This window comes from Alloalcanivorax xenomutans, from assembly GCF_900217905.1.
Taxonomy (GTDB): Bacteria; Pseudomonadota; Gammaproteobacteria; order Pseudomonadales; family Alcanivoracaceae; genus Alloalcanivorax; species Alloalcanivorax xenomutans.
Map to the genome: position 1 here is coordinate 1 of NZ_OBMO01000001.1, position 18,118 is coordinate 18,118.

Here is an 18,118-nt window from a genome sequence, read left to right on the forward strand (position 1 = left end):
CCACAGTCTGTACCCTAGGGTCAGAAGCTTGCCTGGTCCCTCCACCCCGACAAGTCTCTTCTTTCTAAGACTTGCCGGGTAACCATACAAGCTTGCCTGCAAGCGAATGGGGCTCGCTCGGGCGGTTTGTAATATTCGCTTGCAGGCAAGCTCCCACAGCGGGTCTGTACGGAGGCCTTCCGGACCCCGGTTGTCCCGCGATGAATCAAAAAAAGCCCGCCATTGAGGCGGGCTTTTTCGGGGTTACAGCGAGTCCGAAATCAGAACGCGAAGTGCTCGGCGTCCAGATCCATCATGCTGTCCACGCCGCCTTCGATGGCGCCTTTGTGACCGGCGGTGCGCGGCAGGATGCGCTTGAAGTAGAAACGCGCGGTCTTGATCTTGGCGTTGTAGAACGCCTCGTCACCAGCACCGGCGGCCAGCTGTTCCTGGGCCTTGGCGGCCATCAGCGCCCACAGGTAGGCCAGGGTCACATAGCCGGAGTACATCAGGTAGTCGACAGCGGCGCCGCCGGCGTATTCCGGGTTCTGCATGGCCTGCAGGCCAATCGCCTGGGTCAGCTCGCCCCACTCTCGGTTATAACCGGCCAGCGGTTCGATGAACTCCTTCAGATCAGCGTTATCGGCGTTGGCTTCACAGAACTTGTGCACGATCTTGGTGAAGTTACGCAGCGCCTTGCCCTGGGTCATCAGCACTTTACGGCCCAGCAGGTCGAGCGCCTGGATACCGGTGGTGCCTTCGTACAGGGTGGAGATGCGCGCGTCACGCACGTTCTGCTCCATGCCCCATTCGCGGATGAAACCGTGACCACCGTAGATCTGCACGCCGTGGTTGGCCGCTTCCAGACCCGCTTCGGTAACGAACGCCTTGGCGATCGGGGTGAGCAGCGCCATCAGTTCGTGGGCTTCCTCCCGCTCTTCCTCGGTTTTGCCCAGTTTCACGCTGTCGCCCAATTGCGCGCACAGGTACACCAGGGCACGGCCGCCTTCGGCGAACGCCTTGCTGGTCAGCAGCATACGGCGCACGTCCGGATGCACGATGATCGGGTCCGCCGGACCGTCCGGGTTTTTCGGCCCGCTCAGGCTGCGCATGGCGAGGCGGTCCTTGGCGTAGGTCAGACCGCCCTGGAAGCCCAGCTCGGCGTGGGCCACGCCCTGAATGGCGGTACCCAGACGGGCGAAGTTCATAAAGGTGAACATGCAGTTCAGGCCTTTGTTCTCCGGACCGATCAGATAGCCGGTGGCGCCGTCGAAGTTCATCACACAGGTGGCGGACGCCTTGATGCCCATCTTGTGCTCGATGGAGCCGCAGGCCACCGCGTTACGCTCGCCCACACCGCCATTACCGTCGGTAAGGAACTTCGGCACGATGAACAGGGAAATGCCCTTGGTGCCTTTCGGCGCGTCCGGCAGGCGGGCCAGCACGATGTGGACGATGTTCTCGGCCATGTCGTGTTCGCCGGCGGAGATGAAGATCTTGGTGCCGGTGATTTTGTAGGAGCCATCGGCCTGGGGCTCGGCCTTGCTTTTCAGGATACCCAGGTCGGAACCGCAGTGCGGCTCGGTCAGACACATGGTGCCGGTCCATTCACCGCTGGTCAGCTTCGGCAGATAGGCCTGCTTCTGCTCGTCGGTGCCATGGGCCTCGATGGTGGCCACGGCGCCGTGGGACAGGCCCGGGTACATGCTCCAGGACCAGTTGGCGGTGCCGGTCATTTCAGAGATGGCGATACTGGCGGAACCGGGCAGGCCCTGACCACCGAATTCCGGATCACCGCCCATGGCCGGCCAGCCGCCTTCCACGTACTTGGCGTAGGCTTCCTTGAAGCCTTGCGGGGTGGTGACCACGCCGTCCTCGAAGTGGCAGCCTTCCTCGTCACCGGAACGGTTCAGCGGTGCCAGTTCGTTTTCCGCGAACTTGGCCCCTTCCTCCAGGAAGGCGTTGAGCAGTTCGCTATTCACTTCTTCCAGGCCCAGCTTGGCGTAGTGGGCATCCAGGTCCAGCACCTCGTTGAGAACGAAGCGCATGTCGCGCAAAGGGACTTTATACTCAGGCATGTCAGGTCTCCCTGAAAACGGTCTGTCTGGGGTTCCGAGCGGGCACGCCCAAGGGCGCCGCCGTCATTGAAGGGCCACAATCTTAGGTGAGGGTGTCATCAGTGCCCACCTCTATTTGTGACCCATAAGTCAAACGACTGTTTGAATTCGCGCACGGGACCCCGAGGGCTGGTATAGTCGGCCCCGGACCATCATGACGATGAGGTATCAAGGCGATGATCGATCCCAATCTGCTCGACATTCTGGTGTGCCCGGTCAGCAAGGCTCCGCTGATCCTGGATGAGAAGGCCGGCGAGCTGAAATGCAAGGCCAGCGGTCTGGCCTACCCGATACGGGATGGCATCCCGGTGATGCTGGAAGAAGAAGCCCGCACCATGAGCAACGAGGAATTGAAAGGTCTTTGAGTTTGGCCATCACCACCAACGAGGATGGGGTATGAAGCGCATTTTGCTGGCTTGTCTGCTGTGTGGCCCGCTGATGGCCCAGGCGCAGGAAAGCACGGAAGCCACCGAGGCCGCCGCCCGGGCCGAGGCGAAGCGTAATGAGTGTTTGTTGCGCGGTGTTCAGCAAGGCGACCGCGCCGTCACCCTGGAAGAGCTGCGCCGCTGGTGCGATCCGGAGCAGCAGCAACGTAGTGCCCATGAGGACGCGCTGCGCGGCCGGCTGGCGCTGGAGCGTTCTTCCCTGAACAATCCCTTCGCCATCACGCCGCATCGCCGTAACTACCTGATGCCCTACTCCTATTGGTCAAATCCCCAGTGGAACGATCCGGACCGGGAAGACGACGACCTGGACTCCGAGGAAATCAAATTCCAGCTGTCCCTGAAGGCACCGCTGTACGACGACTTCTGGAACGGCAGCACGCTGTACATGGCCTTCACCGGCACCTTTTTCTGGCAGGCCTACAACAGCAATCAATCCAGTCCGTTCCGGGAAATCAACTACGCGCCGGAGATTTTTCTGGCCAAACCCATGGACTGGAAACTGGGGCCGGTTCGTACCGAGCTGATGGCCTTTGGCTTCATTCATGAATCCAACGGCCGCGACGTGCCCGCTTCCCGCAGTTGGAACCGCGTTTACCTGCGGCACATTTCCCAGATTGGCTCCTATTACGTCTCGGTGATGCCCTGGTACCGGATTCCCGAAGACAAGAAAAAGGATCCGCTGCAAACCAGTGGCGACGACAATCCGGACATCGAAAAATACATGGGGCATTTCCAGTTGGAAGTGGCGCGCCCGTTCGGCAACCACGTGCTGGAACTGATGGTCCGCAACAACCTGCGCTCCGACAATAAAGGCGCCGGCGAAATCTCTTATTCCTTCCCGATCAACAAGCGCTTCAAAGGGCTGGTGCAGGTGTTTTCCGGCTACGGCGATTCGCTGATCAACTATGACGACTACGAGAACCGTTTCAGCCTCGGCATTTTGCTGACCGATACGCTGTGACGCGGCCGCGCGAACGCACGGTGGGCGGATCGCAATCCGCCCAGCGCCGTTTCACTCCGCCAGCCGCGCCAGAGTATCCCGGCGCAGGGTTTCCAGAGACTCGCTAAAACGTACCGGATAAGGGGCGTGCGGTGTCAAACCGCGCAGCGCCGTCGGCAGGGATTGTCGCTCCCGGCTCAATCGTTCTCGGGCCTGATCCGGATCCGGCGACGGCAACACCGGCCGGCCATCACGGATCACTTCCCGCAACAACGGCTCGCCATCGCGTGCCTCATCGATACCGGTGATCTCGTCACCGGCCAGCATGCCGCTCGCATCGTGATGGCGCCATACCTGTTTGGCGCCGGGATAGACCGGCTTGCCCGGTGCGTTCTTGAGCCGGGGCTCGCCGCCGTACTCGGTGAGCTTGTAGGCGAAATCCAGAGAGGGCGCGTCGGCCACCGAACCCATTTCCGTGCCCACCCCGAAGCCGTCCATGGGGGCGCCATCAGCCACCAGCTTCGCCACTTTCCATTCGTCCAGGCCACCGCTGACGACAATACGTATGCCGCTCAGTCCGGCGTCATCCAGCCGCCGGCGCGCCGCTTTCGCCAAGGCACCCAGGTCTCCGGAATCGATTCGAATGGCGCCGACCTCGATGCCTTCCTCCCGTACCAGGCCGATCACCTTGTCCACCGCGGCCAGAGTGTCGTAGGTGTCCACCAGCAGCGTGGTTCCCGGATACAGCCGCGCGTATTCGAGAAAGGCCTGCCGTTCGTCCCCCACCGCCTGAATGTAAGAATGCGCCATGGTGCCCTGGGCCGGCAGATCAAAGTCCCGCGACGCCAGCACATTGCTGGTGCCACTGATGCCCGCTACACGGTAGGCGCGCACACCGCGCCAGGCCGCTTCCAGGCCATGCATGCGACGCATGCCGAAATCCATCACCGGCCGTCCGCCGGCGGCATCCACTACCCGGGAAGCCTTGGAGGCCAGCAGTGTCTCCAGGTTGATGTAATTCATCAGCAGGCTTTCCAGCAGCTGCCCCTGGATCACTGGCGCCCGCACCTCCAGTACCGGTTCGTGGGGAAAGACGAGGGTGCCCTCCGGCACCGTGCGGATCTCCCCGGTAAAGCGAAAACCGGCCAACCAGTCCAGAAATTCCGGTTGGAATTGCTTCAATTCCGCCAGGCGGGCCACTTGCTCCGCGGGAAAGCGCAGTTCACTGACCAGGTGGGCGGCGTACTCCTGACCACAGGCCACGGCATACTGGCGTTGCTCGGGCAGTACACGGAAAAACAGGCTGAAAATGGCTTCGTCGTTGCGCTGCTGACGCCAGTAAGCCTGCGCCATGGTCAGTTCATAGAGATCCGTGAGCAGACACAACGCGTCTCGGTCCGGCCAAATGGCGGTCATCAGACTTCCTCATGCAGTATGCAGTGCTGTAGCCAGGCAGATTGGTCACTGTCCGGCGATTAGTATCACCCCGGCTTCCCGCAATGCCCGGTGGCACTCCTGCTGCCGATCGGCGAATACCGGCCGGGTGGCGGCCAGTAGCAAATGAGTGACCAAACCGTGGCGGCGGGCATCCAGAGCGGTATGGTAAACACAAACGTCTTCCGCCAGACCACCCAGCCACAAGCGGCGCACCCGGCGGCGGCGCAACCAGTGGGCCAGGCCGGTACCGTCAAAGGCGGAATAGGCATCCCGTTCGAAATGGCTCCCTTTGCTTACCCGCACCGCCTTATCCGGAATCCGCAGTTCCGGGTGAAAGGCGGCGCCCCAGCTGTCCTGCACGCAGTGTACCGGCCACGGCCCACCACGAGTATGAAACGAAACATGGTCCACCGGATGCCAGTCCCGCGACAGAATCACCGGCAGATTGGCGTCGGTGGCCGTGCCGATCCAGTGATTAAGGACCGGCACCACCGCGTGGCCGTCATCCACCGGCAGAGCGCCGCCGGGGCAGAAGTCGTTCTGCACATCCACCACCAGCAGGGCGTCTCCGGCGCGCATTGATGTGCCTGTCATGACTTACCTCCTTTTCCGGCTAACACGGACGCCAGGATCAGCCGGCCTCCAGCTCATCCAGCACCCGCCGATGCACTTCGCCCGCGGACGGATCAAACAATACGAAACGCACCAGTTGCAGCGATGATCGCTGCCCGGTCACCGCCCGTACCGTTCGCAGCGCCACCCGGGCGGCCTCTTCCATCGGATAGCCGAAGACCCCGGTGGAGATGGCCGGGAACGCCACCGAGGCCAGCTCACGGGACGCCGCCAGTTCCAGGGCATTACGGTAGCAGTCGGCCAGTAATCGGGCGGACGGCTGGTCCAGTTGGTAAACCGGTCCCAGGCAATGGATCACATACCGATTGGGAAGGTCAAACCCTCCGGTAATCACCGCCTCTCCGGGGCGGATCGGGGCCAGAGGCGCGCAGGCCCGGGCCAGTTCCGGCCCGGCGGCGCGGTGAATGGCACCGGCCACACCTCCACCGGGTTTCAACTCCCGATTGGCGGCGTTGACGATAGCGTCCATGTCCGCTTGTCGGGTAATGTCTCCCACGGTAATTTCCAAGGAAGTCATGGTGACGTCCTCCCGATCGGTGTTTGATGTCCTCATGCTGCTGCTCATCAGGGAGCCTGTAAATGCGTTTTGCCGTTGTTATTTTCGCCCTGCTGCTGTCCGCCTGCCAGACCCTGAGCGGTCTGGAAAAACCGGAAGTGTCGTTGTCCTCGGTACAACTGGAACAAGTCAGTGTGTTCGAGCAGCAATGGCATCTGGTGTTGCGAGTACGCAATCCCAATGACCGGGAACTGACCCTCAACAGCCTCGACTATGAAGTGTTTTTCAACGGCGAGCGCTTCGCTCGCGGCCTGACGGGAGAACGCGTCACCTTGCCGGCCATGGGCGATGCCCTGGTCAGCACCCGCATCACCACCACCCTGCTGGGGACGTTACAGCAACTGCAAGGCCTGCAGCGGCTGGACGAGCCGCTGGACTATGAGATCAAGGGCAAAGCCCGGGTGGCCGGTGTCGGCTTCCCGTTGCATTTCGACCGCAAAGGCCAGTTCACCCTGCCCGATACCTTGCCACGGGCACGCTGATCATGGCCGGCACGTTGTTTCACCGCAGTCCGCCAGGAGGCCGGGATGGGATTACGACGTGAACTGCTGGGTGGCCAGGCCACGCCCTTTCAGGCGGCGTTGGCCATGGCTCTGCGGGGGCTGTTGCGCTTCGGAGTACGCCCCGCTTTTCGCCCTGGCATGCGCCTGGGAGTGCAGCGTTTCTGGCTGAACACCGCCAGCCGCGCCAGTCTGGTCGCCGGTGGCGTACCACGCCACCGGGCCCGCTTCGGCTCGGTGCCGGCGGAGATATTGGGCCGCCCCCAGGGGCCGGTCTTGTTGTATCTGCACGGCGGCGGCTACGTCTCCGGCTCGCCCGCCACGCGCCGGTCGCTGACGTCCCATTTGGCGCGCCGTCTCAACGCCACCGTGGTGGTGCCGGCTTATCGACTGGCGCCGGAGCACCCCTGCCCGGCGGCGCTGGACGACGCCCTGATGGTGTATCAACGCTTGCTGGACAAAGGCCATGACGCCAGCCACATCGCGGTGGGGGGCGATGCCGCCGGTGGCGGGCTGACGTTGGCGCTGCTGCAACGGATCCGGGATTCGGCGCTGCCGGCGCCGGCGGCGGGCGTGCTGTTGTCACCGTGGCTGGATCTGACGGTGAATCAGGAGCAGCGCTCGGACATTGGTGAAACCCTGCTGAACGTGCCGTGGCTGGCCCAGGCGGCACGGCTCTACGCCGGCGACGACCTCGCCCGGCCGCAGGCGTCACCGCTGTATGGCGATCTCAATGGTCTGCCGCCACTGCTGATTCAGAGCGGCGGTGATGAGTTGCTGCGCGTGGACAGCGAACGGCTGGCGGATCGGCTGCGCGCCACCGACACGCCGAGCCGCTATCAGTTGTTTCCACGCCGCTGGCACGTCTTCCAGACCCACGCCGGCCTCCTCGCCGACGCCGACCTGGCCGTGGCGGAGATCGGGGATTTTCTGCACCAGAAATGGGAAAAAGCAGTGAATAATGAACAGTTAACAGGGAATAGTGAATAGTGAAGGAAAGTGGGGAGGTTGCGGATGCGCAAGTGTTCTGTGCTAATTCGCAATATCTGGTTGCGTCTTTTTTCAACTGTTCACTGTTAACTGTTCATTATTCACTGCTTTTTCTGGCGTCGATAACGCGCCGGCGTCTGTCCGGTCCAGCGTTTGAAGGCGTGAATGAAGTTGGAGACTTCGGAGAAGCCGAGGCGCGCGCTGATTTCCTCCTGCCTCAGCCCGCCACCCAAAAGCCATTGTTCCGCCAGCAGCCGACGCACCTCGTCCAGCAATTCCCGATATCGGGTGTCTTCGGCCAGCAGCCGCCGGCGCAGGGTGCGGCTGGTGACGCCAATCTCGTCGGCCAGTTGCTCCATGGTCGGGAAATGGCCGGGCCTGGCCAGCAGTAGCTCACGAACCCGTGCCGCCATGCCCACCCGCCGCCGGCGCTGCGCCAGCAATTGCTGGCACTGTTGCTCGCACAAGCGGGCGGTGACCGGGTTGGCCTGCGGCAAGGGCCGCTCCAGCAAGCCGGCGGCGAAGCCGATCCGGTTCACTGGCTGGTCGAATTCCGGCGCCAGCCCGAACACCGCCTCGAAAGGGGCCGTGGCACGGGCCGGCAGACGCAATTGCAGACGCGATAGCGGCATCCGGCTGGCAAACAACTCCTGCTGGATCATCATGATGGCGCTGGCATCGCGGGCCAGCAGATAATCGCGCACCCCTTCCGGCAGGTCACCGTCATCAATAACAAGCGCGGCCTGTCCGCTCTGTTCTTCCAGCGTCACCCGATTAAAGGCGAACGTCAGATCCAGGTAACGCTGCCCCAGCGCCACCGCTTCGCGGAAAGTGCCACTGCTGAGCAGAGCGAATCCCCAAACACCATAACTGCTCAGGTGATAACGCTGGCCCATGGCCAGCCCCAACTCGGCGCTGTCACCCAGTTCGGCGCACAGATTAGCAACCACCGCCAGCTCCTGCTCCGCTTCGATCTGCACGTCATTGCGCGTCAACCACCGCGGCTCGATGCCCGACCCGGGCAGCAGACTCGCCACGGGCACACCGTGCTCCGCGGCGAACTCCACCTGCATGCGTACGCTGGTCAAACTCCGGCTGGATGCGCTCATGGCTGTCCGTTTTCCACAACTTTTTGTCCTAGCATGCCATAAACAGCCTGCCCCCGCCCCGCTACAGTGGATCGATATCAATAAACAAAGTGGATACCACCATGGATGCGACTCACCAGGTCATCATTATCGGCGCCGGTTTCGGCGGCCTGGGCATGGCGATTCAACTCAAGACCCAGGGCCAGCACGATCTGTTGCTGATCGAGAAAGGCGATGATGTGGGCGGCTGCTGGCGTGACAATACCTATCCCGGCGCCGCCTGCGACGTGCCCTCGCATTTGTATTCGTTCTCCTTCGAGCGCCATTACCCCTGGAGCCGCCGTTTCGCGCCCCAGGCGGAGATCCTGGACTACCTGCGCCATTGCACGGACAAATACGGTATCCGGGAGCATATTCGCTTCGGCACCGAAGTCACCGAGGCCCGTTACCTGGACGCCCACGGTCTCTGGCAGCTAACGCTGAGCGATGGGGGGACCGTTACCACACGAGCTCTAATTACCGCCACCGGACAGCTCAATCAACCGGCCTACCCGCCGCTGTCCGGCATCGAGGACTTCCAGGGTCCGCATTTTCACAGCGCCCGCTGGGACCACGACGTGGATCTGACCGGCAAAACCGTGGCGGTGGTGGGCACCGGTGCCAGCGCCATCCAGTTCGTGCCGGAAGTGGCCCGCAAGGCGGGCAGATTGCTGCTGTTCCAACGCTCGGCGGCCTATGTGCTGGGCAAGCCGGATCGCCGTTACCGCCGCTGGGAACACCGCCTGCTGAAAACACTGCCGATAACCCAGACACTGGATCGTCTGCGTATCTACGCCGCCAATGAGTCCCGGGTACTGGGTTTTACTTCGTTGCAAAAAGCCATGACGGTGTATCAGAGGCTGTTCCGGCGGCACCTGGAAAAACACATCGCCGACCCGTCGTTGCGGGCAAAGCTGATCCCGGATTACCCGATGGGCTGCAAACGTATCCTGATGTCGAACCACTACTATCCGGCACTGGCCCGGGACAACGTGGAAGTGATCAACCACGGCATTCAGTCGGTGGATCACAGCGGCCTCACCGACAGCACCGGCGCCCATCATCGGGCCGACGCGATCATTTACGGCACCGGCTTCAGAGCCACCGATTTCCTCACCCCCATGACCATCATCGGGCGCCATGGCCTGACGCTCAATCAGGTCTGGCGGGACGGGGCCGAAGCGTATCTGGGCATCACCGTGCACGGTTTCCCGAACCTGTTCATGCTCTACGGCCCCAACACCAATCTCGGCCACAACTCCATCATCTACATGCTGGAAAGCCAGATTCACTATATCCAGCAGGCGCTGGCGCACTTGCCTGCCACTGGCGCGCTGGAAGTGCGCTCACGCACACAGAACGATTTCAACCGGCGCTTGCAGAAACGCATCCGCGACACGGTTTGGGATAAGGGCTGCGACAGCTGGTACAAAACCGAAAGCGGCAAGAACACCAACAACTGGCCGGGCTTCACCTTCGATTACCGGCGCCAGACCCGGGTACTGGACCTGAGCGACTATGACTACCCTCACTGATGCACTGCGGCGACGGCGCCGCCCCGACCAGCGTCTGTTGGCCGCCACTTTACGCCGTGCCTTGCAGTTGCTGTTCAAACCCGTGGCCCACCCTCGCGTCGGTATTGCCGCGCAGCGACGCTGGCAGGAAGCCCTGGCGCGCACCAACCCGGGGGCCAGTGGTATGCCCCATCACAACATGGAAGCGGGCGGAGTCCGCTGCCGCGTCTATCAGCCGGAGGGCGCCGACACCACCGTGTTGTACCTGCACGGCGGCGCCTATATCACGGGGTCGCCATCCACTCATCACGGTCTGACCTCTCATCTGGCCAGACACAGCCAGGCCCGGGTGGTGGTGCCGGACTATCGGCTGGCTCCGGAACATCCCTGTCCGGCCGCTATCGAGGATGCGGTGGCGGTATACCAGACCTTGCTTGACCAGGGCACCGATACAGCCCGGCTGGCACTGGCCGGGGATTCCGCCGGCGGCGGGCTGGCGGTGGCGACGCTGCTGGCCTTGAAACAGGCACGCCTGCCGCTGCCGGCGTCGCTGTTCCTGATTTCTCCGTGGGTGGATCTGACCCTGACCCGGCTGTTCGATACCGACCGGGACGTAATGTTGAGTCAGGCCTGGCTGGCGGACGCCGCTCGCGCCTATGGCGGCGATCATCCCGAGCGGCCGCAATGCTCACCGATCAATGGCGATCTGGCCGGACTGCCTCCGGTTCTGATTCAGGCCGGCGCTGACGAAATCCTGCTCAACGACAGCCACCGGCTGGCGCGAGCGGTCCGTGATGCCGGCGGCCAGGTCCGCGTTCAGGTGCACCCGCAACGCTGGCATGACTTTCAATTGCACGCCGGGTTGCTGGCCGACGCCGATCTGGCCCTGCGCGGCGGCGCCGGTTTTCTTCGGCACCATTTCCGGCAATCCGACCACCCGGCAGCGGAGCAGACACGGCCATGATCCCGTCCACCACGAAAAGTATCCTGATCACCGGCGCCGCCAGCGGCATCGGCCTGGCCACCGCGCGCCACTTCCATCAACGCGGCTGGCGGGTAGGCCTGCTGGACGTCAACGAGGCCGCCCTGGCCGGGCTGGCGCGGGACCTGGATAGCGCCTGGTTTCATCCTCTCGACGTCACCGACGCGGAGGCGTGCGCACGGGCGGTTTCCGCTTTCGCCGGCGACGGTGTGCTGGACGCGCTGTTCAATTGCGCCGGAATCCTGCGCATGGGGCGTTTCGAAGCGATCAGCGCGGAGCAGCACAAACGCATCATCGATATCAATGTCACCGGCCTGGTCAACATGAGTCTGGCGGCCCTGCCGGCCCTGCGGCGGGCGGACGCTCCGGTGGTCATCAACATGAGTTCCGCGTCGGCGCTTTATGGCGTGCCGCACCTGGCCAGCTATTCGGCCAGCAAGTTCGCCGTGCGCGGCCTCACCGAAGCGCTCAACATCGAATGGAAACGACTCGGCATACGAGTGGTGGATGTGATGCCGCCCTTCGTGAAGACACCCATGGTGGAGGATGCCGACTATCAGGCGCCGGTGGTAAGCCGTCTGGGCGTGAAGCTGAAGGCGGAGGACATCGCCGCCAAGGTCTGGGACGCGGCGGCGCGGGAGGTGCCGGTGCACAACCCGGTGGGGAGTGTATTCAAGATGATCAAGCTGCTCGACAAACTGCTGCCCAGTGCCTCGACACGCCTGACCATGACCTTTCTGAGTCGCGAGTAGCGGTTGGCTGGAGTGAAGGAAAGGGCCGTTTGGAGGCCGAGCCTGCGGGAGACGCGGACTCAAGTCTAGCGGTTCGCCGTCCGCACGTCCTGGGAAAGGGGCTCGAAACGGATCTTGACCTTGCGTTTCCCCCAGCGAAGCGCCGCGCCGCGATCCTCACCCATATAGATATCGATCTTGTTACGCCAGCGGCGGTGCATTTTGTCGCGCACGTACCAGATACCGTCCAGCCCTTCGATGGAGACCGGAGTACCGTAATCCAGACCGGCATCCAGCAGATCACGGGACACGGCGATAACCTTCATGCCCGGTTCCAGTTGATCGCCCCAGGCAGCCAGGCTGTGATCCTCTCCCGCGCCCTGCCCCGGCAACGAATTGTAGGCTGTGGCGGTAACGGTGCGGCGCTCGGAGAAGGTGGCCTCACCGTGTACCGGTATGCTGGCGGCGGCCAGCAGCAACGCCAGCACCCTTATGACGGCTCTCATCGGCGCCCTCGGACTCAAGTCGGATGATTTGGCGGCCGATTATACCTTAACAAGGCGGCGAAGCGGGCCATGCAACAATCTGCGTTCTACCCGCAACGCCCGATCCGGCGGCGCGACAGCCATAATCCGGCCGGCGCGTGCTACTTATCATGGCGACGGTTACCAAACTCCAACGAACCGCAAATGTCCCCGGCGGTCCCAATTTGTAAGTCTCGAAGCCTGCTCGAGGTCGCCGGGCAGAGCGCCCTGGCACAGGGCATCGGCGAGCCCGCCGTCTTCGAGCCCGCCGTCTTCGAGCACAGCGTCTTCGAGCACAGGGAGGAGCAATGAAGAAAACCGTACTCATTACCGGGGGGAATTCCGGGCTGGGATTGCACAGCGCCGAACAAATGGCCGCGCGCGGCGCCGAGGTGCTGATCGGCTGCCGGGACCGGACCCGCGGCCAGGCCGCCGTCGCGCACATCAAGAATCACCACCCGCAGGCGCGCGTGCGGCTGTTCGCGCTGGATCTGAGTGATCTTGCTCAAGTCCGCAGCGCCGCCCGGAGGCTGCGGGACGAAATCGGCGAGTTGGATGTACTGATCAACAATGCCGGAACGGTCCCCACCCGGCAGCAGTTCACCGCCGACGGCTATGAAATGCAGTTCGGCGTCAATTACCTCGCCCCGGTGTTGTTCACTCATTTGCTGCTGCCCCTGCTGCGGCAGGCCCCATCCGCCCGTATCCTGCATGTGGCCTCCGTGGCGCACTGGCTCGGGCGCATCAATTCCCGTACCTGGCGGGGCCGCTTCCCGTATCTGGTGATGGACGCCTACGGCCAGTCGAAGCTGGGCAACATCCTGTTCAGCAATGTGCTGGCCCAACGGTTGGCGCGTGAGGGCATCACCAGCAATGCCCTGCATCCCGGCGGGGTCGACACCGGCATCTTCCGCCATGTGCCCGGCCCGCTGCGGACGCTGATCCGACCCACTCTGATCACACCGGAAAAGGCGGCCCTGCTACCGGTTTCCATGGCTCTGGACGAGGACTTCGTCGGCGTTACCGGCGGCTATTTTGACGCCCGCGGGCGTGCTCGCCGCTCCCCCAGCGCACGCAACGGCGCGCTGGCGGCACGGCTCTACGAAGAGACCACGGCGTTATTGGAACTGACGCCACTGACAGCGGCTCAACCGGCGCGCGTGCCCGGCTGAACCGGGCGCTCCAGGGCGGCGTCCGCCACATGGGCACGCAATTCGGGATAGAAACTCAGAAAGGTGTCTTCCAGCGCCCCATAGTGGGCGCGAATATCCTCGATGCTGCCGGCAAAGGCATTGGCGAAGCGTAGTCGCCCGGCGATACGGTCCAACGCCACGCCTACCGTGTCCAGATCGGCGTAATGCCCGAACCAGTCGTGGCTCACCAGGCGCCGGGTGGTCTCGCGCATGGGCCCGGGCATCAACGGCTGACCGTATTGCAGATGGCGATAATCGGCACGGATCACTTGCGCCAGATCCTCATCATGGAAGCGGGACCAGTGGCGAATGAGAAAATGGTCGAACAAAACATCCAGCGCCACGCCCGAAAAGCGCCGCCGCTGCGGCGAGAAAAGCTGGCGCGCGGCACGCACCCGCGGATGATGATCGGTAAAGCGGTCCACCAGACGGTGATTACGCAAGCCCGCCCGAACCGGCTCCGATAGCGCCTCCTCCCGGATCCCACGCATAAAATCCCCCATCAGGTTGCCGACCTTGGAGGTCACCGTGGGCTGAGCCAGTACCAAATGAGCAAAATAATTCATTGTTTTATTGCGACGCGGAAGCGCCATCCACTTTTGTCTTATTGTAAAAATCATTGATTAATACAATAAGATGAGACATATATAACCATAAAAGATTAGAACGCGGATCAGCGCGAACCTTAAAACCCGTCGCTTTTGCGATTTCATGCCCGCCCGGTGCCGGATTCGGCGCTGCTTGGGCATTATTGGCGAGGATACCCATGAAAACTGGCCTGGTGGTGGATTCCGGTTGCGACTTGCCCTCTGACTTTATCAAAGAAAACGGCATCCTGGTGCTGCCGGCGTCGATCCGCATCGGCGACGAGATCATCGCCGATGACCGTTCTCCCCAACGTACCCGCTCCTTTTACGACCGCCAGCTACTGGACAAAGTCCATGACGCGCAGTCCCTGCCCGCCACCGTGGCGCAAATCAAACAGCTTTTTCTCGAACAGGTGGTAACCCACTGCGACTACGCCCTGGTGGAAACCGTACTGCAAAGCCGCAGCCCGATCTTCCACAACGCCACCGAAGCGGCCCACGGCATCCTGTCCGAGTACCGGGCGGTGCGTGACCGGGCCGGCCTGCAGGGTCCGTTCGCGGTGCGGGTGATCGACAGCCAGACCCTGTTCGCCGGTCAGGGCGCGCTGGCGGCGGAAACCGTGCGGCTGATGGCCACCGGCATTCGCGGCGCCGAATTGCGCGCCCGGGTCAGCGCCCTGGCCGGCAAAGCCACCGGCTACGCGGTGGTGCCCGATCTCTACTATCTGCGGCAGAGAGCCCGCAAAAAAGGCGACAACAGCGTCGGGCTGGTGGGCGCGCTATTGGGCTCGGCCCTGGATATCAAACCGATTCTTTGCGCGCGCGGCGGCGAGACTTTCCCGGTGGCCAAGATTCGCGGCTTCGCCCAAGGCGTGGCGCGCTTGTTTGAACACGGCACGCGCTGTATCGAAAAGGGGCTGTTGTCACCGGTACTGTGCGTGAGCTACGCCGGCGATCCCCAGGCGGTGTATCAAATGCCGGGCTTCGAGGCGCTGAAAAGCTGCGCCGACCGCCATCAGGTCAGGCTGCTGGTCAGCAGTATGGGGCTCACCGGCAGCGTCAATATAGGCCCCGGCGCCCTCAGTATCGGTCTGCTGACCGAACAGCAGGATTTCCGCTAGCTCTCCACTAATCGGGGCCAGGTACGTCCAGCAGAAAATCCAGATTCCGCCGCACCGCCGGCCATTCCAGATTGATGATGGAGAACACCACGGTATCGCGGTATAGGCCATCCTCACCCACCTGATGATTGCGCAGCACGCCATCCTGCTTGGCGCCGAGGCGCGCGATCGCTGTCCTGGAGGCGCGGTTGTGCCAATGGGTGCGAAACTCCACCGCGATGGCGTCCAGCGCTTCGAAAGCATGGCCCAGCAGCAGCCGCTTGCATTCCGTGTTCAGGCCACTGCGCTGGAAGCGGCGGGCATACCAGGTATAGCCCACCTCCAGCCGATGGTTGTCCTCGTCCACATGGCAAAAACGGGTGGAACCGATCACCTTGCCGCTGTCGCGATGGCGCACCGCGAACGGCATTTCACCGTGCTGATCACGACGCGCGAGGGCAGCGCTCACGTACTCCGCCACCGCGTCCGGCGCTGGCACGAAGGTGTACCAGAGCCGCCACAGCTCACCGTCCCGGGTCGCCTCGGTCAGATCGTCCACGTGCGCGTCCCGCAACGGCTCCAGCACCACTTGCCTGCCTTCCAGCGTGACCGGCTCTATCCATCGACTCATGGTCGCCTATCCTTTTTTCTGGGCATGGCCCCCGAGGATAGCCAATCCGCTACCGCAAAAGCACCACGTGTCCTTCCCGGGGCAGTCCGCCGTGATCGTTCAATGCACGGATCACCGGCCCCGCCGCCTCGAACCCCCGATGCTCACACAAGCTCATCCAGCCCGATACCGGGTCACTGACCGCCTGCAGAAAACGCCGCTGCGCCGCGCCAAAGCGCTCGCTCAGCACCGCCGGGCCCCAGTCCTGATTGCGCTTGCGAATCTGCACCGGCGCGAAGAAAAAGCGGGGCTCCGGTGTCAGTGTGGCGTCGGCCTTGAGGAATTCCGTGTTGGTGGCGGAACCGGCGTAGCAGTCGTACACCAGGGCCGGACCGAAATGGTCGTGGACGGCGTGCCGCAACGCCTCATCGCCGGAGAAGTCCACGTACAGAGTCGGTTGCCCGGCATCCAGCGACGCCAGTTGATCGTAGTCCACCACCTGCTGGTAGAGTCCCAGGCCCTCGACGTAGTCCCGATTCGATGGCGACGTCAGCGCGATGCGTACCGGGTCGCCCATTTCCCGCAACGCGAAGGCGGCGCCATAAGCGGTCTTGCTCGAGGCGCTGGAGACCACCAGCTGCCGCGCGCCGAAGAATTCATTGTCGGAGAGGAAGTCCGCCAGCATATAGGAAGTGAAGAACAGCGGCCGCAATAGCATTTGGTAATCTTCCAGTGCCTTCACATAGGCGCCGTCGGTGCTGCACCGGGTGTACTGGTTATAGGGCGAGGGCAATCCCTGGCGGTAGTCGGTGGCGTCATAGAAGCCGCGCTCACTGATCCGCTCCGGCCGTACCTTCAGCGCCGTGGCGATGGGGAAGTAACCATAGAAACGCTCCCCGGGGTCCACGCCCGGCACCCGCGAGTCGGTCACGGTGGCGAATCCCCACACCGGCATGTGGCCCCACCCTTCCTGCCCGGTGGGGAAGAAGGACCAGTAGTTCATGGCGTCACCGAAGGCGGCGTAGGTAATGTTGTTGGTGGTCAGGGCGAACCGGTCCACGGTGAGGATCACCTCGCCGTCACCGGCTTCCGGCAGTGTCTGGCTGTTAGAGCCTGTTCATAGTCTTTACGCCGCCGCGTTGCTGCTGGAAAAGCCGCCAGAGGGCGTTGGGGACTGCAGGCTCTGGTGGTTCCAAAGTCAAAGGCCACAGCGTCCTCTGGCGGCTTTTCCAGCGCAACCCGAAGGGCCGGGCCCCTTTTTCCGTCAGGCCGCGATTACGCTTGTTTATGTAGAATGACTACACGGCACAATCGGAATCACAACCTGACGAAAAAATGAACTCCGGCGCGGCGGCGTAAAGACTATGAACAGGCTCTTATCCAGCCGGGTATGGCCCAGGTCGGTCTTGTCGGTCAGCAGTCGCAAATTCGGGGTGCGCATGGTCGCTCCGTTGGTGATGATTAACGTGGCATCATGCTAACAATGCCCCTTCGCCAACGGGTTCGGATTCCCCATGACCAGGAAAACACCATCGAAGCCCCTGCCCCAACCGCATAAGCGGCCCTCCCAGGCGCGCGCGGTGTTCACCGTGCAGGCCCTTTACGACGGCTTTGTTCGGATTTGGCGCCGCGACGGACCGGCCGCCGCCACCACCCGCGCCATTGCCGAAGAGAGCGGCTACGCCGTGGGCACGCTGTACGACTATTTCCCCAACCGCACTGCGCTGTTATCCGGTTACGTGCGCCATTGCATGGATGTGCTTTGCCAGCGGCTGAGCGAGGAAGACACCGCAATGGACCGGCATTGCTGGGAGGAGCGTCTGCGGCGAGCGGTGTCACTGACGCTGGACGAGGACGGGCAAGCTCCCTACTTCGATCGGGAGATGTTGATGATGGAGGGGAAAATCGCCACCGCCGCCCACCACCAGCGTGCCTTCCGGCAGCTGGTGGACGCCTGGGGCGCGCTGGTGGCGGGCTGGCCGGACCGGCCCGGGCCAGCGGTGACCGCCGACACTCTGGAAACCCTGGTCCTGGCCCTTTGGGGGGCGCGGCGCTATACGCTGTTGCTGGACACCGACACGCCCCCGATCCCGCAACAGGTGGATCGGCTGGCCGTCATGGCCCGGGCTCTGCTGACCTCCTGAGCGGACAC

General features: G+C 63.0%; 20 protein-coding genes. 10 read left to right on the forward strand and 10 right to left on the reverse strand.

Translation table 11 applies throughout. The features are described from left to right. Nucleotides 1-260: 260 nt before the first annotated feature. Complete coding sequence (locus tag CRO06_RS00005; protein ID WP_080530514.1) at nucleotides 261-2,057, reverse strand: acyl-CoA dehydrogenase C-terminal domain-containing protein; 1,797 nt, start codon at nucleotides 2,055-2,057, stop codon at nucleotides 261-263. A gap of 215 nt (nucleotides 2,058-2,272) precedes the next feature. On the opposite strand from CRO06_RS00005, the gene CRO06_RS00010 reads away from it, so the two are divergent. Beyond that, nucleotides 2,273-2,461 carry a Trm112 family protein gene (locus CRO06_RS00010; protein WP_022993715.1) on the forward strand — a complete coding sequence of 63 codons (189 nt, stop codon included), beginning with the start codon at nucleotides 2,273-2,275 and terminating at the stop codon, nucleotides 2,459-2,461. 31 nt (nucleotides 2,462-2,492) lie between these two features. Then, nucleotides 2,493-3,503 carry a phospholipase A gene (locus tag CRO06_RS00015; RefSeq protein WP_022993716.1) on the forward strand — a complete coding sequence of 337 codons (1,011 nt, stop codon included), beginning with the start codon at nucleotides 2,493-2,495 and terminating at the stop codon, nucleotides 3,501-3,503. 51 nt (nucleotides 3,504-3,554) lie between these two features. On the opposite strand, the gene CRO06_RS00020 is transcribed toward CRO06_RS00015, so the two are convergent. Genes CRO06_RS00020 through CRO06_RS00030 form a run of 3 tightly spaced genes read right to left on the reverse strand, consistent with a single transcriptional unit; the run spans nucleotide 3,555 to nucleotide 6,069 of the window. Further along, on the reverse strand, nucleotides 3,555-4,898 hold the full coding sequence (locus CRO06_RS00020; RefSeq protein ID WP_055099723.1) for a nicotinate phosphoribosyltransferase: 1,344 nt from the start codon (nucleotides 4,896-4,898) through the stop codon (nucleotides 3,555-3,557). A 45-nt stretch (nucleotides 4,899-4,943) separates the two neighbouring features. Further along, nucleotides 4,944-5,513 carry an isochorismatase family protein gene (locus CRO06_RS00025; RefSeq protein ID WP_097057420.1) on the reverse strand — a complete coding sequence of 190 codons (570 nt, stop codon included), beginning with the start codon at nucleotides 5,511-5,513 and terminating at the stop codon, nucleotides 4,944-4,946. 37 nt (nucleotides 5,514-5,550) lie between these two features. Continuing rightward, a complete protein-coding gene (locus CRO06_RS00030; RefSeq protein WP_097057421.1) occupies nucleotides 5,551-6,069 on the reverse strand; it encodes a macro domain-containing protein in 519 nt (172 codons plus the stop codon). Between the two features lie 62 nt (nucleotides 6,070-6,131). On the opposite strand from CRO06_RS00030, the gene CRO06_RS00035 reads away from it, so the two are divergent. Both CRO06_RS00035 and CRO06_RS00040 read left to right on the forward strand, forming a co-directional pair. Further along, nucleotides 6,132-6,590, forward strand: coding sequence for an LEA/WHy family protein (locus CRO06_RS00035; RefSeq protein WP_014993283.1), 459 nt, complete (start codon nucleotides 6,132-6,134; stop codon nucleotides 6,588-6,590). 45 nt (nucleotides 6,591-6,635) lie between these two features. Then, nucleotides 6,636-7,598, forward strand: coding sequence for an alpha/beta hydrolase (locus tag CRO06_RS00040; protein ID WP_080530512.1), 963 nt, complete (start codon nucleotides 6,636-6,638; stop codon nucleotides 7,596-7,598). Nucleotides 7,599-7,699: 101 nt separating this feature from the next. Here CRO06_RS00040 and CRO06_RS00045 read toward each other — a convergent pair whose 3' ends face one another. After that, nucleotides 7,700-8,707, reverse strand: a complete 1,008-nt coding sequence (locus CRO06_RS00045) for an AraC family transcriptional regulator (RefSeq protein WP_179746407.1) — start codon at nucleotides 8,705-8,707, stop codon at nucleotides 7,700-7,702. 101 nt (nucleotides 8,708-8,808) lie between these two features. Here CRO06_RS00045 and CRO06_RS00050 point away from each other — a divergent pair, with 101 nt between their 5' ends. Genes CRO06_RS00050 through CRO06_RS00060 form a run of 3 tightly spaced genes read left to right on the forward strand, consistent with a single transcriptional unit; the run spans nucleotide 8,809 to nucleotide 11,973 of the window. After that, nucleotides 8,809-10,260: a flavin-containing monooxygenase gene (locus CRO06_RS00050; RefSeq protein ID WP_097057422.1), complete on the forward strand. Its 1,452-nt coding sequence runs from the start codon at nucleotides 8,809-8,811 to the stop codon at nucleotides 10,258-10,260. Beyond that, nucleotides 10,244-11,203, forward strand: coding sequence for an alpha/beta hydrolase (locus tag CRO06_RS00055; RefSeq protein ID WP_097057423.1), 960 nt, complete (start codon nucleotides 10,244-10,246; stop codon nucleotides 11,201-11,203). Before CRO06_RS00050 ends, CRO06_RS00055 begins: the two co-directional genes overlap by 17 nt. Next, the gene (locus CRO06_RS00060) at nucleotides 11,200-11,973 is read left to right on the forward strand and encodes an SDR family oxidoreductase (RefSeq protein WP_097057424.1); all 774 of its coding nucleotides are present in this window, start codon (nucleotides 11,200-11,202) and stop codon (nucleotides 11,971-11,973) included. Before CRO06_RS00055 ends, CRO06_RS00060 begins: the two co-directional genes overlap by 4 nt. 65 nt (nucleotides 11,974-12,038) lie before the next feature. Here CRO06_RS00060 and CRO06_RS00065 read toward each other — a convergent pair whose 3' ends face one another. Continuing rightward, entirely contained in the window at nucleotides 12,039-12,458 is a 420-nt protein-coding gene (locus tag CRO06_RS00065) for a 3D domain-containing protein (RefSeq protein WP_031228060.1), read from the reverse strand. Nucleotides 12,459-12,784: 326 nt separating this feature from the next. Here CRO06_RS00065 and CRO06_RS00070 point away from each other — a divergent pair, with 326 nt between their 5' ends. Beyond that, on the forward strand, nucleotides 12,785-13,648 hold the full coding sequence (locus CRO06_RS00070; protein ID WP_022993728.1) for an SDR family NAD(P)-dependent oxidoreductase: 864 nt from the start codon (nucleotides 12,785-12,787) through the stop codon (nucleotides 13,646-13,648). Here CRO06_RS00070 and CRO06_RS00075 read toward each other — a convergent pair. Then, nucleotides 13,624-14,235 carry an acyl carrier protein phosphodiesterase gene (locus CRO06_RS00075; protein ID WP_097057425.1) on the reverse strand — a complete coding sequence of 204 codons (612 nt, stop codon included), beginning with the start codon at nucleotides 14,233-14,235 and terminating at the stop codon, nucleotides 13,624-13,626. The genes CRO06_RS00070 and CRO06_RS00075 overlap by 25 nt on opposite strands. A 4-nt stretch (nucleotides 14,236-14,239) precedes the next feature. Further along, on the reverse strand, nucleotides 14,240-14,437 hold the full coding sequence (locus tag CRO06_RS19835; RefSeq protein WP_143247692.1) for a hypothetical protein: 198 nt from the start codon (nucleotides 14,435-14,437) through the stop codon (nucleotides 14,240-14,242). On the opposite strand from CRO06_RS19835, the gene CRO06_RS00080 reads away from it, so the two are divergent. Beyond that, the gene (locus CRO06_RS00080) at nucleotides 14,436-15,377 is read left to right on the forward strand and encodes a DegV family protein (protein ID WP_097057426.1); all 942 of its coding nucleotides are present in this window, start codon (nucleotides 14,436-14,438) and stop codon (nucleotides 15,375-15,377) included. The two genes, CRO06_RS19835 and CRO06_RS00080, sit on opposite strands and share 2 nt — an antisense overlap. A 7-nt stretch (nucleotides 15,378-15,384) precedes the next feature. Here the strand turns inward: CRO06_RS00080 and CRO06_RS00085 are convergent, their stop codons facing one another. Continuing rightward, complete coding sequence (locus CRO06_RS00085; RefSeq protein WP_022993731.1) at nucleotides 15,385-15,987, reverse strand: GNAT family N-acetyltransferase; 603 nt, start codon at nucleotides 15,985-15,987, stop codon at nucleotides 15,385-15,387. Between the two features lie 49 nt (nucleotides 15,988-16,036). Beyond that, nucleotides 16,037-17,026 carry a DUF2855 family protein gene (locus CRO06_RS00090; RefSeq protein WP_233924591.1) on the reverse strand — a complete coding sequence of 330 codons (990 nt, stop codon included), beginning with the start codon at nucleotides 17,024-17,026 and terminating at the stop codon, nucleotides 16,037-16,039. A gap of 454 nt (nucleotides 17,027-17,480) precedes the next feature. On the opposite strand from CRO06_RS00090, the gene CRO06_RS00095 reads away from it, so the two are divergent. Beyond that, nucleotides 17,481-18,110, forward strand: a complete 630-nt coding sequence (locus tag CRO06_RS00095) for a TetR/AcrR family transcriptional regulator (RefSeq protein ID WP_081744320.1) — start codon at nucleotides 17,481-17,483, stop codon at nucleotides 18,108-18,110. Nucleotides 18,111-18,118: the final 8 nt, after the last annotated feature.

Coding starts and splice junctions, on each gene's coding strand:
- CRO06_RS00080 (WP_097057426.1), top strand. CDS start 14,436: ATGAAAACTGGCCTGGTGGTGGATTCCGGTTGCGACTTGCCCTCTGAC.
- CRO06_RS00055 (WP_097057423.1), top strand. CDS start 10,244: ATGACTACCCTCACTGATGCACTGCGGCGACGGCGCCGCCCCGACCAG.
- CRO06_RS00045 (WP_179746407.1), bottom strand. CDS start 8,707: ATGAGCGCATCCAGCCGGAGTTTGACCAGCGTACGCATGCAGGTGGAG.
- CRO06_RS00020 (WP_055099723.1), bottom strand. CDS start 4,898: ATGACCGCCATTTGGCCGGACCGAGACGCGTTGTGTCTGCTCACGGAT.
- CRO06_RS00065 (WP_031228060.1), bottom strand. CDS start 12,458: ATGAGAGCCGTCATAAGGGTGCTGGCGTTGCTGCTGGCCGCCGCCAGC.
- CRO06_RS00010 (WP_022993715.1), top strand. CDS start 2,273: ATGATCGATCCCAATCTGCTCGACATTCTGGTGTGCCCGGTCAGCAAG.
- CRO06_RS00060 (WP_097057424.1), top strand. CDS start 11,200: ATGATCCCGTCCACCACGAAAAGTATCCTGATCACCGGCGCCGCCAGC.
- CRO06_RS00005 (WP_080530514.1), bottom strand. CDS start 2,057: ATGCCTGAGTATAAAGTCCCTTTGCGCGACATGCGCTTCGTTCTCAAC.
- CRO06_RS00035 (WP_014993283.1), top strand. CDS start 6,132: ATGCGTTTTGCCGTTGTTATTTTCGCCCTGCTGCTGTCCGCCTGCCAG.
- CRO06_RS00040 (WP_080530512.1), top strand. CDS start 6,636: ATGGGATTACGACGTGAACTGCTGGGTGGCCAGGCCACGCCCTTTCAG.
- CRO06_RS00025 (WP_097057420.1), bottom strand. CDS start 5,513: ATGACAGGCACATCAATGCGCGCCGGAGACGCCCTGCTGGTGGTGGAT.
- CRO06_RS19835 (WP_143247692.1), bottom strand. CDS start 14,437: ATGGGTATCCTCGCCAATAATGCCCAAGCAGCGCCGAATCCGGCACCG.
- CRO06_RS00085 (WP_022993731.1), bottom strand. CDS start 15,987: ATGAGTCGATGGATAGAGCCGGTCACGCTGGAAGGCAGGCAAGTGGTG.
- CRO06_RS00030 (WP_097057421.1), bottom strand. CDS start 6,069: ATGACTTCCTTGGAAATTACCGTGGGAGACATTACCCGACAAGCGGAC.
- CRO06_RS00050 (WP_097057422.1), top strand. CDS start 8,809: ATGGATGCGACTCACCAGGTCATCATTATCGGCGCCGGTTTCGGCGGC.
- CRO06_RS00070 (WP_022993728.1), top strand. CDS start 12,785: ATGAAGAAAACCGTACTCATTACCGGGGGGAATTCCGGGCTGGGATTG.
- CRO06_RS00095 (WP_081744320.1), top strand. CDS start 17,481: ATGACCAGGAAAACACCATCGAAGCCCCTGCCCCAACCGCATAAGCGG.
- CRO06_RS00015 (WP_022993716.1), top strand. CDS start 2,493: ATGAAGCGCATTTTGCTGGCTTGTCTGCTGTGTGGCCCGCTGATGGCC.
- CRO06_RS00075 (WP_097057425.1), bottom strand. CDS start 14,235: ATGAATTATTTTGCTCATTTGGTACTGGCTCAGCCCACGGTGACCTCC.